Below are 13140 nucleotides of genomic sequence, written 5' to 3'. Positions count from 1 at the left end.
TGACGGATATCAGGGTTCGACCAGGGTCATCCCGAGTGCCATCGGAACGGCGCGGCGGTCACGATGGACGCATGACGGATCACCAGCACGCGGCAGCGGAGCCGGGCCCCGGCTCGGGTCCGGACGCCCCGCGGCCCACCAGCGAGCCGCAGGACGCCGTGCCCCCACCGGGCACGGGGGCCAGGAAGCCGCGCGCGCACGAGGGCGCGGGCGCGCACACGGGCGCGGACCCGCAGGCAGAAGCGGGCACGCGAGCGGATCAATCGGACGCCACCGGCCCCGACGCTTCGGCCGGTTCCCCGGCCCTCTCGGTCCCCGGTCCCCCGGTCCCCGGTCCCCCGCACAGGTTCCGCCGCGACCGGCGGTACAAGATGCTGGGCGGTGTCTGTGCCGGGCTCGGGCGCCAGTGCGACATGGATCCGGTGATCTTCCGCGTGGTACTGGCGGTGCTCTCCCTCACCGGAGGCCTCGGCCTCCTCTTCTACGGCTTCGCCTGGCTGTTCGTGCCGTACGACGACGAGGAGGAGAACGAGCTGCGCAAGCTGCTGACCGGCCGGGTCGACGGCCAGGCCCTCACGGCCGTGCTCTTCGCGCTGGTCGGCTGCGGCGTCTTCCTCACCATGCTGGGCAACACCACCGTCCTGACCTTCTCGGTGGTCGTCTCCCTGCTCCTGGCCGGCGCGGGGTACTGGTCGCAGCACCGCGGCACCCCCGACCCCGATCCACTGGCCGCCCAGGCGGTGGCCGACGCCCCGCCGGAGGCCCAGGCACCACCGGTGGCCTCCGCCTACCCGTCGTGGTGGCGCGACCCGATAGTCAAGGACGGCACCCACATCGGTGGGACGGGCTATCTATGGGGCCCGTGGGAATCCCGCGACCGGGACATGGCCGCGGCGGTCAACATCGCCCGGGGCATCCGGCCCACCCGTCAGGACATACGCGTGGCGCGTCCGCCGAAGCCGCGGGGGCCGCGCTGGATCGGCGGCTGGATCTTCCTGCTGGCGCTGCTCGCCGGCGGCGCGGGTACCGGAGCCACCTGGGAGGACCGCACCCTCGCCGCCAGCCTGCAGACCGGTCTGGCCTGCGCGCTGACCGTGTTCGGTCTGGGCATAGCCCTCAGCGCCTTCCTCGGCCGTACGGGAGCGGGGTCGATCTTCCTGGCGGTGGTCACGGCGGGATTCCTGGCGGGCACGGCGGCGCTTCCGTCGAACATCACCACCGACTGGGCCCGTACGAAGTGGGCACCGCGGAACGCGGACAGCGTGGCGGCCCGCTACGAGCTCGGGACCGGGGTGGGGACGCTGGACCTGTCCCGGGTGGACATACCGAAGGGAGAGTCGCTGAGCACCAGCGTGGAGGTGGGCGCGGGCAAGGTGAAGGTGGTGGTTCCACCGGACGTCACCGTGCGGCTCGACATCGAAGTGGGCCTGGGTGACATCCAGTTGCCGGGTGACGACAAGGAGGACGTGGACGTGGCACCGGACAAGAGCGACCGGCTGACACTGCCCCCCGCGAAGGGCTCGGGCAGTGGGGGCACGCTCACCATCGACCTCGAAGTCGGTCTGGGACAGGCGGAGGTGGCCCGTGCTGCGGCATGAGTTCCGGCCCGGGAAGCTCGTCGCCGGCCTCTTCCTCACCGCCGCCGGTGTCGTGTACCTCGGCGACGCGGGCGGCGCCTGGAAGACCCCGTGGTTCGTGGTGATACCCCTGGTGGTCGGGGGGCTGTGTCTCGCGGGGGCAGTGGCCTCTCTGGACCACGAGATACGGGGGCGGCGGCGCGCGGGGCGGCCGGGAGCAACGAGGGCGACGGGGGCGGGGCACCGGCTGGGCCCACGGGAGCGGCGGGGGCATCCGGGGCGACGGGCACGGACGGGCATGGCTAGAGCAGGTAGGGACGGCTGAAAGCAGGGAGGCCCGACCGACAGTGGATGAACGCGGCCGACAGTGGATGGACGCGGCAGTGAGTGGGTGAACGCGGCGGAGAGGAAGGCCGGTCCGGCTGGGAGCGGGCGGGGAGCGAGCCAGGGCTCCTCGGACTCACGCGGCCCCAACCGGACCGCACGGCTCCCCCAGCGGACAGTTCAGCCGGTGCGGCCAGGCACAGCCCCGCTCCCCGGACGACTCCGCCCGGCCTCAGCCGCACTCATCCGGTGCGGCGGGGCGTCGTGGGGCTCAGTGGTAGGCGGCGCCCGCTCGGTGCCTGCTGGGGCCGCCCCGGCGTCGGGAACGGATGGCGGCGTCCACCGAGAGGACCGGGGCGCCGGCGAGGATCAGCGGGATCCAGGCCATGAGGTAGGGGAGGTCGTTGCCGTAGTAGTACGGAGATGCCGACCAGCTGACGGTGAGCCAGAGGCTGAGGGAGATCAGGGCTCCGCCGAAGGCGGCGAGGCGGGTGAGGAAACCGAGGAGGGCGCCGATACCGACGGCGAGTTCGCCGATGGCGATGGCGTAGCCGAAGCCGACGGGGTTGTTCAGGGCCATGTCGATCATGGCTGGGATGGCGGAGGAGTCGCGGGCGGCGCTCATCATGTCGCCGATGGAGCCGGAGCCGGAGTCCGCCAGGAAGGCACTGTCGGTGAGTTTGTCCAGGCCGGCGTAGATGAAGGTGACGGCGAGGAAGAGGCGTAGGGGCAGGAGGGCGTAGCGGGTGGCGGTGTCGCGCCAGTCGGGGCCGCCGTCGAAGTAGGGGGTGTGGGAGTCCGAGCGAATGCCGTGAGTCATGGTCTGCGCCGCCTCTTGTCCGCCGTGCCGTCGACCCCTCAACAGACGATACGTTCAGAGGGGTGGGGGTGCTCAATGGTTCGGGCGTGTTTTTCCGGGTCGGAGAGCCTGTCGGGAGGGCAGGGTGGCCTCCGTCCAGGAGGCTCCCCGCCACCGCCGACGGAGCCTTTCCGCCGGCCCGCCGGCCCACCGGCCGAGGGGCCGCGGATCCGAGGGCCGACCTGCTCCCCGCACCACCGACCGAGGGGCCGAGCCGCTCCCCGCGCCTCCGTGCCCCCGCCTCTGAACCTCCGCACCTCCGCTGGAGGGACGGCGGCCCGCTCTTCCTGAGCTCCCCGCCCCGCTCCTTCGCCCTTGAGTCAGTCAGTCCCCCCTCGGCAACCGGTCAGTCCGCTGAGACCTCGATGGTGTAGCGGTTGGTCTCCACGCCCGCCGCCGTCACGACCTGGACTTCGATCTTGCCAGGTTCGACGTCGACGGGGACGGGCGCGGTGAGGACGGCGTCGGTGGGGTTGCTGAAGCCGCCGACGACGGGGACGAGCGGGACGTGGACGTGGACGGGGCCGATGCGGACGACCATGCGGGAGAGGTGGTCGGCGGTCTGGGCGCCGGGTGGGACGAAGCCGGAGCCGCGGATCTCGATGTCGTCGCCGTTGCGGATGGGGGCGTCGAGGTCGCCGGCCTCTCGGGCGCGGACGACGGAGAGGATGACGGGGCGGCCGCCCTCGGCGTACTTGCCGGCGACGTAGGTGGCCGCGGAGACGAGGACGAGGAGGGCCAGGCCCCAGGGAAGGTCGGGGAGTTGGTCGGGGCGACGGGCGAGGCGGACCGCCGCGAAGGTGAGGGCGACAGTGCAGATGATCACGTACTGGATGTCGGTGAAGCTACCGCGGCCGGAGTCGTCGGTGAGGAGGTCGGCGGCGCGGGGGCGGTGGGCGCGGACCTTCTGGAGGCGCTGGGAGAGGACACGGAGACCGACCACGCGGCGGACCAGGACGGCGATGCCGCAGACGACGGCGAGGACGGTCACGATGCCGGCGCCGCGGGCGAGGTCGAGCCCGGCGATGAGGGCGTCGCGTTCGCGGTGGTCGGAGGCCGCGGCGAGGCGGCCGACGAGGACGAGGACCGCGAAGACGACGAGGAGCACCCAGCCGACGGCGACCGCGCGGGAGGTGGAGAGACGGTTGTCCTCGCCGATGACCGGGGCGAGCGCACCGCCGCGCGCCCGGTGGAGATACCCGGCGCCCGTCAGGGCCGCGGCCACCAGCAGGGCGGCGAGCAGACCGGCGGTGCGGGCCGAGGTCCAGCCCGCGCCGATCGCGGTGAGGGACTGGATGAGGAGGAGGGTGACGACGGCGGCCCAGACCACGATCGCCGTGCGCAGCCACAGGCGGGCCAGCCAGGTCTCGCCCTCGACCCGGCCGCGTTCGGCGACGAGCGCCGCGGACTGGGTGAGTTCGTCGGACACCCACTGGCGGGAGGCGGACGCGGAGTGCGCGACCGCCGCCGGCAGCCCCTGCCCGGACGCGAACTCCTCCCGCTTCAGCAGGAACTCGGCGACCGCGCGCCGGTGTCCCGCGCGCGCCCCGTGCGGGCAGTCCCCGCACGTGCACCCGCCTTCATGGGCGCCCGCGCCCATGCCCCCTCTCGCCTCCTGCACCGCCACGCCCGAGTCCGCCTTCCCGCGCCGTCGTCCGCGGGCGCCACCGCGCCCACGTCCGCGTACTTCGGCATTCGCCGCCACCGTCATTGCCATCTGCCAGCACTGCTGTCACCGCTCCGGCCACGAGGGCGACGACAGTCGCCCGTGCGTTGCCGGGACCGCTGCGTCGATACCGCCGTAGCGCGGTGTCGTACATTCGTCCGCTCACTACCACAGCCGTGCGGCCGTACAACTGCCCTGCGATGACAGCGAATTGTGCCGTATGGAACACGGCCCGCATTCAGCAGGGCCACTCCGTGCGTGGGAGGCGCGGGGTGAAGTGCGGGTGCTCGTGTTGACCGGGCTGGGAGAATCCTCCTATGGCCGAGATCATCCAGCGTGACGGCGTCTGGGCCTTCGACGGCGACACGGTCCGGATCACGCCGGGCCTGCACCGTTCCGTGGCGCTGTTCCGACAGACGTACGGGGAGATCGCGGTGCCGCTGGAGGCGGTGGCCGGTGTCGTCTACGAGCCCGAACGCAAGCGCGGGCGGCTGCGGCTGCGGCTGCGCGAGGGCAGTGATCCGCTGCTGCAGGCCACGGGCGGGCGGCTGCCGGACGAGGCCGACCCGTACCGGCTGACGGTCGATCTCGACCGGTCGGGCGTCGCCGAGTACATGGCCGACGAGATACGGCGGTCGATGCTGCTGGAGCAGACGCCGAAGGAGCCCGCCGGGGCCTACCTCCTGCCCGGTCCGCCCGTGCCGGTGTCGGTGCGGTCCAGTGACGGCACGGTGTCGTTCGACGGGACGCGGGTCCGGATCGACTGGAACGACACCTCCGACCGGGTCAAGCGCGCGACCGGCCCGCGGATCATCGACATCGGGGAACTGGTGCAGGTCGAGTGGGTGCCCAACTCCGGTTACGAGGACGGGTTCCTGCGGTTCGTGACGCGCGAGACCGTGTTCTCGAAGCTGCCGCCGGAGCGGGACCCGTTCGCCCTCGATCTGTGGGGCAGTGCGCGGCGCGACCTGCTCACGGCGCTCGTCGCGACGGCGGTCACGGCACGGCTCCCCCATCCGTCGACACGGGCGAACGGCTCCGCGAACACCCCCGTGGACGGCGCGCGGCCGGGCGGGGCCGACGCGGCCCGGCCGTCGGTCTCCGACCGCCCCGACGCCTCCGACCGCCCCGGCTTCTCCGACCACCACGACACGCTCCTGCGTCGGCTCCGCGAACTCGGGGAGCTGCACCGCGGGGGCGTCCTCACGGACGAGGAGTTCGCGGCCACGAAGGCCGCCGTGCTGCGCGGCTTCTGACGGGCACGCGCGAGATCGCCGTCCCACCAGGCCGTCACGCGTCGGCGGGGGCTGTGTGGCTGGTCGCGCGTTTCCCGGCGCACCCTTCGGGGTGCTGCGGTTCAACTCAGCAGATCCGGCTCGCTGCGGCTGATGTCCTGCCACAGCGGCTGGTAGTTGATCCACGCCACCAGGTCGCCGCCCGCCTGTTCACGTGTCGCGACGGCCAGCCGGTGTTCGATGAGCAGGGGGCGGCCTGCCGCCTTCGCGGTGAGCTGGACCTGGGCCGAGCGTTCCATGGACAGGAACCACCAGGCCGCCGCGTCGACCGAGTCGCCGACCGTCAGCAGTCCGTGGTTGCGCAGCACGAGGGCCTTGCGGCTGCCGAGGACGGCGGCGATGCGGCGGCCCTCGTCCGCGTCCACGGCGACGCCCGTGTAGTGGTCGTAGAGCGCCTGGTCCTCGTAGAAGGCGCAGGACTCCTGGGTGATCGGGTCGAGCAGCTCGCCGAGGGCGGACAGGGCGCGGCCGTGCACGGAGTGACAGTGGGCGACGGCGACGACGTCCGGGCGGGCCGCGTGCACCTGGGCGTGGACGGTGAACGCGGCCTGGTTCACGTGGTAGCGGCCCTCGATCACCTGGCCGTCCTGGTTGGCGAGGACCAGGTCACTCACCGTGACGTGCTTGAAGGGCATCCCGAACGGATTGACCCAGAAGCAGTCGCTGAACTCCGGGTCGCGCGCGGTGATGTGTCCCGAGACCCCCTCCTCGAACCCCATGCGCCCGAAGATCCGCAGGGCCCCGGCCAGCCGTTCCTTGCGGTGCCGTCGCTCGTCCTCCAACGATTCGTGCATCGGCGGCATGGCGAACCGGAGCTGGTCGGTGGGTAGAGGCAGGGGCGGTGTGGGCCCGTGCATGTGTCCTCCAGAATGACTTCCTTTACGAAGCGGAAGTTACCGTCGGTCCCCCAGGGAGAACAGGTCCGTCTCGTGAAGAGAGTGCGCAACCGTTACGCAAGTCACCGAAGCGCGTCAGGTGGCGCACCGCTCGGCCGGGTCGGGCAGCGCCGTACGGCGCCCGTGCGGCGCCGGGGCATCGGCCGTATGTCGGCCGTACGTCGCTCGGGGTAACCGGACAATGGTTGTCGGGTATCCGGGTGAGACTCGATGTATGCCGGAGAATCTTTCGAACTGGGGCGCCTTCGTCGCCGCCGAACCTGAGCTCGCCGAGACCGTCGAAGCGCGTTTCGGGGCCTTCACCCATCACGTCCTCGCCACCCTGCGCAAGGACGGGTCGCCGCGTACGACCGGGCTGGAGGTCCGGTTCAAGCGGGGGGAGCTGTGGTTGGGGATGATGCCCGACTCGCTCAAGGCGCTCGATCTGCGCCGCGATCCCCGCTTCGCGTTGCAGGCCAACCCGGGGCCGGGCACGGGGATGGGCGGCGGGGACGTGCGGGTGAGCGGGCGGGCGGTCGAGGTCGACGATCCGGCGGAGAAGGCCGCGTACGGCGAAGAGGTGGAACCGCCGGAGCCGTTCCACCTCTTCCGCGCCGAGTTGACGGAGGTCGTACGGACCTACGTCGAGGACGACAAGTACCTGGTCGTCCAGGTCTGGAAGCCCGGAGAGCCGGTGCGCGCCCTCAAGCGGACCTGAGCCCCTGCCGGAGCCTTACAGAGCCCGAAGCCCCGAGCCCCGCAGGGCCCTGAGCCGGGGGCTCACTCCCACTCGATGGTGCCCGGCGGCTTGCTCGTCACGTCCAGGACAACGCGGTTGACGTCGGCGACCTCGTTGGTGATCCGGGTGGAGATCTTCGCGAGGACCTCGTACGGCAGTCGCGACCAGTCGGCGGTCATGGCGTCCTCGGAGGAGACCGGGCGCAGCACGATGGGGTGGCCGTAGGTGCGGCCGTCGCCCTGGACGCCGACGGAGCGGACGTCCGCCAGCAGCACCACCGGGCACTGCCAGATGTCGCGGTCGAGGCCGGCCGCCGTCAGCTCCTCGCGGGCGATGGCGTCGGCCTCGCGGAGCAGGTCGAGGCGCTCCTTGGTCACCTCGCCGACGATGCGGATGCCTAGGCCGGGGCCCGGGAACGGCTGGCGCTGGACGATCTCCTCCGGGAGCCCCAGCTCCTGGCCGACCATCCGAACCTCGTCCTTGAAGAGCTTGCGGAGCGGCTCGATCAGCTTGAATTCGAGGTCTTCCGGCAGGCCGCCGACGTTGTGGTGGGACTTGATGTTGGCCGTCCCGGTGCCGCCGCCGGACTCGACGACGTCCGGGTAGAGGGTGCCCTGGACGAGGAACGCGACCTCGGGGCCCTCGTCGGCGATGATCTCCGCCTGGGCCTGCTCGAAGACGCGGATGAACTCGCGGCCGATGATCTTCCGCTTCTGCTCGGGGTCGGAGACCCCGGCCAGCGCCTTCAGGAAGCGCTCCTCCGCGTCGACGACCTTCAGCTGGACGCCGGTCGCGGCGACGAAGTCCTTCTCGACCTGCTCGGTCTCGTTCTTGCGCATGAGGCCGTGGTCGACGTACACGCAGGTCAGCTGGGAGCCGATGGCCTTCTGGACGAGGGCCGCAGCGACCGCGGAGTCCACGCCGCCGGAGAGGCCGCAGATCGCGCGCTTGTCGCCGACCAGCTCGCGGATGGCCTCGACCTGCTCCTCGATGACGTTGCCGGTGGTCCAGCTGGGGGTGATGCCCGCGCCCCGGTAGAGGAAGTGCTCCAGGACCTGCTGGCCGTGCGTGGAGTGCATGACCTCCGGGTGGTACTGGACGCCGTACAGCTTCTTCTCGTCGTTCTCGAAGGCGGCGACCGGGACGACGTCGGTGGAGGCCGTGACGGTGAAACCCTCGGGGGCGGCGGAGCAGGCGTCGCCGTGGGACATCCAGACGGACTGCTCGTCGGGGGTGCCCTCGAAGAGGGTGCTGCCGGGCTTGGCGACATGCAGGGGCGTACGGCCGTACTCGCGCGCGCCCGTGTTGTCGACGGTGCCGCCGAGGGTGGTGGCCATCAGCTGGAAGCCGTAGCACATGCCGAAGACGGGGACGCCGGCCTCGAAGAGGTCGCGGTCGAGGCGGGGGGCGCCCTCGGCGTAGACCGAGGAGGGGCCGCCGGAGAGGATGATCGCCGCCGGGTTCTTGGCGAGCATCTCCGCGACCGGCATGGTGCTCGGCACGATCTCGCTGTAGACCCGGGCCTCGCGGACCCGTCGGGCGATGAGCTGGGCGTACTGGGCGCCGAAGTCGACGACCAGGACGGTGTCGGGAACGACGGCAGCGGGGTTCGCTGATGACACGGGGTGCCTTCCGGCGGTGGGGCGGGGGTCTGTGGTCCGAGTCTACCGGGGTGGGCGCTCGTGAAGCGGGCCACCGGTGGCTCGGACGGGGACCGCCCGCGCCCCTTGCGGGAGGAAGGACTCGTCGGGTGGGGACGGTGGGGCGAAGCCGCGTAAGGATGGGGCGCGGGGAGGCGGTCGCCGCCTGCGCCCGGGTGCCATTGCTCCCCTCCCGTCCACGCCTCGGCCAACGGCCCGTGCCCCGGCCATGCCCCGCCGACGGCCCGCCCTCGCCCGGGCATCCGGCACGCCCACCGCGATTCCGGACACGCGCGAGTGCGTCAGACTTCCGGACACGCGTCTGCCGGGATCGGTTCGTGGCCGACCGGCGCATTCGTCGTGGCTTGTCGCGCAGTTCCCCGCGCCCCTGAAGGGGCGCGGGCGGCAGGGGCCAGGTGGGGCGTGGCATACTGGCGCTCATGTTCGCGCACTCGACTCTTGTCTTTACCTATGGCACCGGGCCCACCGGCTGCCATGGTCGTGCTGCTTGAGCAACTGACAAGCGACTTCCCCAGGCGCCCCGGGCCGACAAGGTCCGGGGCGTCTGGCGTTTTCCGGGTCTTGCCGATCCGGGGGTCCGTTCGACTTCCGACGAGGAGCCCCAGGATGACCATCACCTCCACCGAGAAGACCGGTGCCCGTACCTCCGAGGCGGCCGGTGTGATCACCGGTGCCCGGGAACGCATCGACGCCCTGGACGACCGGATCATCGGCCTGATCCAGGAACGCGTGGCGGTCTCCGCCGTGATCCAGGAGGCACGGATCGAGTCCGGCGGCAGGCGCGTGAACCTGTCGCGGGAGATGGAGGTCCTGGCCCACTACAGGGACGCCCTCGGCAAGCCGGGCACCGCACTCGCCATGACCCTGCTGGAGCTGTGCCGGGGCCGTATCTGACCGGCGCGCGCCGGCGGCGCACATACGTACGCCTGTCGTCTCACCCGTACGGCGCGTGACCGCCGTACGACGCGTTTCGTTGGTGTCGGTGTCCGTGCCAGCCAGGTGCGGGCCCGAAAGAACCACGCGTGGCTCCGCTGGAGCGATGAGGCGTCCGGATCGTGCCGTGCGCCGTGGGACCTCGCTCCAGGGTTGTGACCGGACGGCAGGGGACAGCAGCCCGGTCACTCAAGAGAACGGCCGGCTCCGGGGACGCCCGGGGCCGACCGGCGGAACTGTTCCGAGGTGGGCGCGACGGTCACGGAGCCCGTTACCCCTTCACGACGCGGAACAGATCACCGACCCCAAGGGCCCCGCGGAACGGCCGAGCCGGCCGTTCCGCGGGGCCCTTCGTCACGCCGGGGGCGCTCAGCCGGCGACCTTCTCCACCTTCGCGACCTGTGCGTCCAGGATCGCGTCCGGCACCTCGGCCTTATCCGCGTCGAGCATGTTCATCGAGTAGAACCCGATGAGTGTCGAGCCGCTGCGCACCACCGTGAAGGACATCGGGATCTCGGCGCCCTCGATGTCGCCCTTCACCTTGTAGGCGACGGCCTCGTCGCCCTGGTCGGGAGCGGTGAGGGCCTCGATGCCGCTGTACTTGTTGCCGACGTGCTCGTACCCGTCGCAGCTCTCCGTCGCCCTGCGCAGATCGGCCATGACCTTCTCGGCGTCGTCCTGCTCGTGCGCGGCCAGGGCGAGGGAGATGACGCTGGCGGAAAGCTCGTCCTCCGAGGTGACCGTGCGTCCGGCGCGGGCCTTCGCCTGCGGGTCGGAGGTGAAGTAGAACATGTTCGCGAGGGGCTGACAGGCGGCCGACTGCGCGGGAACGGTCTCGGCCGGCATGTCCTCCGCGGGCATGTCGGCGATCTTGTACCCCTTCACGTCCCCCTTCGCGAGGGCCGCCTCCTTCAGCTGGGCGGCGGTCAGCGCGGCCTTCCCGGCGCCGTCCTCCCCGTTCTTGGCGTCCTCGGCTGCCGAGGCGCTGCCCGCGGCCGACGGCTTCTTCTCCGCCTTGTCCTCGTCGCCGCCCCCGCCACACGCCGCGGTCAATCCCAGCGTGGCCACGACCGAGACGGCCACCGCCACCCGCGACATCGTCGACTTCATGTCCCCCACCCTCGTGACTTTCGTTTCCTGCCTCGCAGGGGCCCATAGGCCCCATCGAACATGTATGTGACGGCGGGGCGCGCCCGTCGGTTGTACCGGCTCGACGACCCATCCATATGACTCACGTCACACAAGAAAACAGTTATTGCGAGGGCAACCCTTCACGGCACTCACCAGTCACACCTGGCACACAAGAGAAGAACCCGCGCTCGGAGGGGGGCGCGGGTCCTTCTCCGTAACTACTTCTTCGGCGGCACCGTCGGAACCGGCATCAGCGGCAGCCGGAGCGCGCCGAAGGCGTCCTCCGGGACCACCGGGTGCAGGGGCGCCACGGGAGTGAGGCGTTCGTAGGCCTCCCCGGGTGCGGGGCGCCGGTCCGGCTCGCCGTTGTTGGGCCAGAACGACATCGCCCGCTCGGCCTGCGCCGTGATCGTCAGGGACGGATTGACGCCCAGGTTCGCGGAGACGGCGGCGCCGTCGACGACCGAGATGCCGGGGTGGCCGTAGAGGCGGTGGTACGGGTCGATCACTCCGTCGTCCGCGGTGGCGCCGATGGGGCAGCCACCGAGGAAGTGCGCGGTGAGCGGGGTGCCCATCAGCTCGCCCACGTTGCTGCCGGCGAAGCCGTTGATCTCGGCGGCGATGGTGGAGGCGGCCCGCGAAGCGACCTCGATCTGCTTGGGGTTGGGCGCGCCGTGGCCCTGACGTGCCGTCAACAGGCCCTTGCCCAGACCCTTCGGCTTCAGGTGGGTCGACAGGGAGTTGTCCAGGGACTGCATCACCAGGCCGATGATGGTCCGCTCCGACCAGCGGCGGTTGGAGAGCGAACGGGCCACCAGCAAGGGGTGCTTGGCCGCGTACCCCAGCCAACCGAGGACGCGGGCGGTACCCGACGCGGCGCTGCCCGCGTACGGGACCTGGAGGATCGACAGGCCGCCCATCGCGTTGGAGCCCTTGCCGTAGCGGACCGGCTCGATGTGGGTGTTCTCGTCCGGGTGGATGGAGGAGGTGATCGCCACGCCGCGGGTGAAGTCGACCTCGGGCGCGCCGTGCGCCTTGCGGTAGCGGCGGTTGTCGGTCTGGGCACCGACCAGCGCTTCGGAGTTGGTGCGGGTCAGCATGCCCAGACGGTCCGAGAGGTGCGGGAGTTGGCCGCCCTCCTTCATCCGGTGCAGGAGGGTCTGGGTGCCGTAGGTGCCGGCCGCGAGGACGACGCGGTGGGCCTTGAGCACCCGGCCCTCGCCCTTTCTGCGGTTGTCGGTCGGGAGGGTCGTCACGGCGTAGCCGCCCTGCGAGTCCTCCGTCACGGCCACGACCGTGGTCATCGGGTGGACGACCGCGCCCGCCTTCTCGGCGAGGTGGAGGTAGTTCTCGTTGAGCGTGTTCTTCGCGCCGTGACGGCAGCCGGTCATGCATGCGCCGCACTCGGTGCAGGCGTTGCGGGCGGGGCCCGCGCCGCCGAAGTACGGGTCCGCGACCTGGTCGCCCGGCGCGGCCTTCGCCTTGCCGTCGGCGTCCTCGCCGTCACCGAAGAAGACGCCGACCGGGGCGAGGTGGAAGCTGTCGCCGACGCCCATCCGCTCGGCTGCGGCCTTCAGGTGCACGTCCGACGGGGTCATCGTCGGGTTGAGCCGTACGCCGAGCATGCGGCGGGCCTGGTCGTAGTACGGCTTCAACTCCTCCTGCCAGTCGGTGATGTCCTTCCACTGCGGGTCCTCGAAGAACGGCTCGGGCGGCACGTAGAGGGTGTTGGCGTAGTTGAGGGAGCCGCCGCCCACGCCTGCTCCGGCCAGCACCATGACGTTGCCGAGGAGGTGGATGCGCTGGATGCCGTACAGGCCGAGGGCGGGCGCCCAGAGGTAGTTCTTCAGGTCCCAGGAGTTCTTGGGGAGGGTGGCGCGGGTGAAGCGACGGCCCGCTTCGAGGACGCCGACCTTGTAGCCCTTCTCGGTCAGGCGCAGGGCGGTGACCGAGCCGCCGAAACCGGATCCGACGACGATGACGTCGTAGTCGTACGACACTTGTTCTCCTCGTTGAGAACGGTCCTTGTCTGCGGGCCGTATGTGGTTGCTCACGCCCACGCGGCGGAGCCGCATGTCGA

The 13140-nt window shown here is 71.3% G+C and carries 10 protein-coding genes; 4 read left to right on the top strand and 6 right to left on the bottom strand.

The window, feature by feature from the left end; genetic code table 11:
- Window positions 1-71: 71 nt before the first annotated feature.
- Complete coding sequence (locus E4N62_RS30495; RefSeq protein WP_230219644.1) at window positions 72-1598, top strand: PspC domain-containing protein; 1527 nt, start codon at window positions 72-74, stop codon at window positions 1596-1598.
- Window positions 1599-2172: 574 nt separating this feature from the next.
- Here the strand turns inward: E4N62_RS30495 and E4N62_RS30485 are convergent.
- Together E4N62_RS30485 and E4N62_RS30480 are read right to left on the bottom strand one after the other, a co-directional pair.
- Window positions 2173-2721 (bottom strand): DoxX family protein, encoded by a 549-nt coding sequence (locus E4N62_RS30485; RefSeq protein ID WP_230219642.1) that lies wholly within the window; start codon window positions 2719-2721, stop codon window positions 2173-2175.
- Between the two features lie 385 nt (window positions 2722-3106).
- Window positions 3107-4360 (bottom strand): hypothetical protein, encoded by a 1254-nt coding sequence (locus E4N62_RS30480; RefSeq protein ID WP_230220274.1) that lies wholly within the window; start codon window positions 4358-4360, stop codon window positions 3107-3109.
- 383 nt (window positions 4361-4743) lie between these two features.
- Here E4N62_RS30480 and E4N62_RS30475 point away from each other — a divergent pair, with 383 nt between their 5' ends.
- Entirely contained in the window at window positions 4744-5682 is a 939-nt protein-coding gene (locus tag E4N62_RS30475) for a DUF4429 domain-containing protein (protein WP_230219641.1), read from the top strand.
- Window positions 5683-5783: 101 nt separating this feature from the next.
- On the opposite strand, the gene E4N62_RS30470 is transcribed toward E4N62_RS30475, so the two are convergent.
- A complete protein-coding gene (locus E4N62_RS30470) occupies window positions 5784-6578 on the bottom strand; it encodes a class II aldolase/adducin family protein (protein ID WP_230219640.1) in 795 nt (264 codons plus the stop codon).
- A gap of 253 nt (window positions 6579-6831) precedes the next feature.
- Here E4N62_RS30470 and E4N62_RS30465 point away from each other — a divergent pair, with 253 nt between their 5' ends.
- On the top strand, window positions 6832-7314 hold the full coding sequence (locus E4N62_RS30465; protein ID WP_230219639.1) for a pyridoxamine 5'-phosphate oxidase family protein: 483 nt from the start codon (window positions 6832-6834) through the stop codon (window positions 7312-7314).
- A 62-nt stretch (window positions 7315-7376) separates the two neighbouring features.
- On the opposite strand, the gene guaA is transcribed toward E4N62_RS30465, so the two are convergent.
- Window positions 7377-8957, bottom strand: coding sequence for a glutamine-hydrolyzing GMP synthase (gene guaA, locus E4N62_RS30460; protein ID WP_230219638.1), 1581 nt, complete (start codon window positions 8955-8957; stop codon window positions 7377-7379).
- Window positions 8958-9602: 645 nt separating this feature from the next.
- Between guaA and E4N62_RS30455 the strand changes: the two genes are divergently transcribed.
- The gene (locus E4N62_RS30455; protein WP_184904515.1) at window positions 9603-9890 is read left to right on the top strand and encodes a chorismate mutase; all 288 of its coding nucleotides are present in this window, start codon (window positions 9603-9605) and stop codon (window positions 9888-9890) included.
- Between the two features lie 408 nt (window positions 9891-10298).
- On the opposite strand, the gene E4N62_RS30450 is transcribed toward E4N62_RS30455, so the two are convergent.
- Both E4N62_RS30450 and E4N62_RS30445 read right to left on the bottom strand, forming a co-directional pair.
- The gene (locus E4N62_RS30450; protein ID WP_230219637.1) at window positions 10299-11039 is read right to left on the bottom strand and encodes a hypothetical protein; all 741 of its coding nucleotides are present in this window, start codon (window positions 11037-11039) and stop codon (window positions 10299-10301) included.
- 239 nt (window positions 11040-11278) lie between these two features.
- On the bottom strand, window positions 11279-13060 hold the full coding sequence (locus E4N62_RS30445; protein WP_230219636.1) for a GMC oxidoreductase: 1782 nt from the start codon (window positions 13058-13060) through the stop codon (window positions 11279-11281).
- Between the last annotated feature and the right edge of the window lie 80 nt (window positions 13061-13140).

It is taken from the genome of Streptomyces sp. MNU76 (genome assembly GCF_020982545.1).
Taxonomy (GTDB): Bacteria; Actinomycetota; Actinomycetes; order Streptomycetales; family Streptomycetaceae; genus Streptomyces.
Note: the sequence above shows the minus strand (reverse complement) of the source record. Positions and strands in the feature narration are given on the sequence as shown.

Excerpts from the sequence above, each read along its gene's own strand:
- E4N62_RS30495 (WP_230219644.1), top strand. The coding sequence starts at position 72 with ATGACGGATCACCAGCACGCGGCAGCGGAGCCGGGCCCCGGCTCGGGT.
- E4N62_RS30485 (WP_230219642.1), bottom strand. The coding sequence starts at position 2,721 with ATGACTCACGGCATTCGCTCGGACTCCCACACCCCCTACTTCGACGGC.
- E4N62_RS30480 (WP_230220274.1), bottom strand. The coding sequence starts at position 4,360 with ATGGGCGCGGGCGCCCATGAAGGCGGGTGCACGTGCGGGGACTGCCCG.
- E4N62_RS30475 (WP_230219641.1), top strand. The coding sequence starts at position 4,744 with ATGGCCGAGATCATCCAGCGTGACGGCGTCTGGGCCTTCGACGGCGAC.
- E4N62_RS30470 (WP_230219640.1), bottom strand. The coding sequence starts at position 6,578 with ATGCACGGGCCCACACCGCCCCTGCCTCTACCCACCGACCAGCTCCGG.
- E4N62_RS30465 (WP_230219639.1), top strand. The coding sequence starts at position 6,832 with ATGCCGGAGAATCTTTCGAACTGGGGCGCCTTCGTCGCCGCCGAACCT.
- E4N62_RS30455 (WP_184904515.1), top strand. The coding sequence starts at position 9,603 with ATGACCATCACCTCCACCGAGAAGACCGGTGCCCGTACCTCCGAGGCG.
- E4N62_RS30450 (WP_230219637.1), bottom strand. The coding sequence starts at position 11,039 with ATGAAGTCGACGATGTCGCGGGTGGCGGTGGCCGTCTCGGTCGTGGCC.